The sequence below is a fragment of the Coleofasciculus sp. genome (assembly GCF_046565525.1).
Lineage (GTDB): Bacteria > Cyanobacteriota > Cyanobacteriia > Cyanobacteriales > Coleofasciculaceae > Coleofasciculus.
This window is the reverse complement of sequence record NZ_JBKHUP010000235.1, coordinates 1-1869: the sequence shown is the minus strand read 5'-3', so window position 1 is coordinate 1869 and position 1869 is coordinate 1. Positions and strand designations below refer to the sequence as shown.

The 1869-nt window shown below is 44.4% G+C and carries 2 protein-coding genes; one reads left to right on the top strand and one right to left on the bottom strand.

The features are described 5' to 3' along the window. Nucleotides 1-66: 66 nt before the first annotated feature. Nucleotides 67-474 (bottom strand): IS200/IS605 family transposase, encoded by a 408-nt coding sequence (gene tnpA, locus ACLGGO_RS35410; protein WP_446338167.1) that lies wholly within the window; start codon nt 472-474, stop codon nt 67-69. A 54-nt stretch (nt 475-528) separates the two neighbouring features. Between tnpA and ACLGGO_RS35405 the strand changes: the two genes are divergently transcribed. Next, nucleotides 529-1854, top strand: coding sequence for an RNA-guided endonuclease InsQ/TnpB family protein (locus ACLGGO_RS35405; RefSeq protein WP_446422825.1), 1326 nt, complete (start codon nt 529-531; stop codon nt 1852-1854). Nucleotides 1855-1869 lie beyond the last annotated feature (15 nt).

Genomic DNA, 1869 nt, shown 5'->3' with positions numbered 1-1869 from the left:
AGGGTGGGGAGGGATAGCGGATTGCCGGAGGAACGAAGGCAATCAACCCTTCGACTTCGCTCAGGGTTAATCTTGAGGTGCTTCTTGGGATTTAATGTAAGCTTTGACTCTCTCAATGGGAGCGCCACCAGTAGAGGCAACATAATAAGAGCCTGACCAGAATGCTGACTTGGTATAAGTTTGTGATAGTTCCACAGCAAAGTCTTTTCTGATGATTCGACTGGAAGCAGACTTCATGCTGCCAATTAGAGATGAAAGTTTGTTGTCAGGATGAAAGTCTACCAATAGATGTACGTGATCGGCTTCTCCTGAGAACTCGACAAGGCGGCACTTTGTCTTAATACAAATATTTGCAAGCACCTCATGCAATCGCTCCAGCATTCCCGATGTAATAACCTTACGTCTGTATTTAGTTACGAACACTATATGCAGTTGAACAGAAAATACGGAATGAGAACCCTTTCTGGCTTTCACTTGACATACCCCCACCTGAGTCTGTTAAATTAATGTTAACAGGAGGAAGCGGCAATGCCAACAAGACGTGTAACTTTTCGGCTATACCCCAATAAAAAGCAAGAGCAGACATTACGGTATCACCGTAAGTTGCATAAAGACCTGTATAACGCTGCTGTCTGCAATCGATTTACCCAGTATCAAAGGTTTAATTACCGAGTTGATTACTTTGAGCAGCAAAACTCTTTGCCTGCTTTCAAGGAAGTTTGGGGAGAGTACAAAGAATGTAATTGCATGACTTTGCAGGCTACGTTAAAGCGTGTTGATTACGCTTTTAATCGGTGGTTTAAAGGGTTAGCCAAGCGACCTAAATATAAGTCGATTAAGCATTATTCGGGCTGGACGTATCCGAGTAAAACAGGTTGGAAGGTACACACAACAGGTGATAACGGTTATCTGGAATTAGCCAAAATTGGTTCTATCCAGATGCGCGGTAAAGCCCGGATTTGGGGGACTCCGACAACTTGTACCATTGTTTATCGCAATGGCAAATGGTACGCCAGTATCACCGTTAACTTAACCGAGCTACAGGCGGCAACAAGACAAACAGATTTTGGCTCAGTTGGCATCGACTTGGGTTGCAAGTCAGCGTTGGCGATAACTGATGGGGAAAACCATTCTTTTATTGAAGCCCCTAAGTTTTTGCGAAAAGCTGAGGCGAAAATCAAGCATCTTTCTAAGGGAAAGCGTCGTAAAACGGCTCCCAATAGACAGAAGAAACAGAAAGGCTCTAGTCGGTGGAAAAAGACCCAAGCTAAAATTAGCAAAGTAACCCGTAAGGTAGCTAATCAGCGTCAAAATTGGGTACACCAAGTAGCAACAGACATTGTACGCTGTAATAGCTTCGTTGCTACAGAAAAACTAGAAGTCTCTAAAATGACCCGCAAAGCCAAAAAAGGTAAGCGCAAAAAGCAAAAAGCCGGACTAAACAAATCCATTTTAGATGTGGGCATGGGAATGCTAAGGTCAGCGATTGAATATAAAGTAAAAGACGCGGGTGGGGTTTTTGTTGAAGTTCCCACTCGCAAAGTTAAACCATCCCAAACCTGTCCTAACTGTGGAAATCAGCAGAAAAAGACCTTAGACGAAAGAGTTCATCATTGCCATAAATGCGGATTTACCATGGATAGGGACTTAGCCGCTGCCTTAGTCATGCTTTTGTGGGCATTAGGAAAGCTACCGGGGTTTGGAACGAGCCTCGTAGACGCAGATGTCTCTAGCTCTACTTCAGAAACTTGTAAGCGCAAGCGAACGGGAAGCATGAAGCAACTAGGGCAGGCGAAGCGTCGGAAACACAGCCCTACTGGTCTGGTTGTAGAAACCCAGACCTCAACGAAGTAGGTCTGGGTAGTTCAT

Bases quoted from the DNA above. Each gene is read 5' to 3' on its own strand.
- ACLGGO_RS35405 (WP_446422825.1), top strand. From the start codon at position 529: ATGCCAACAAGACGTGTAACTTTTCGGCTATACCCCAATAAAAAGCAA.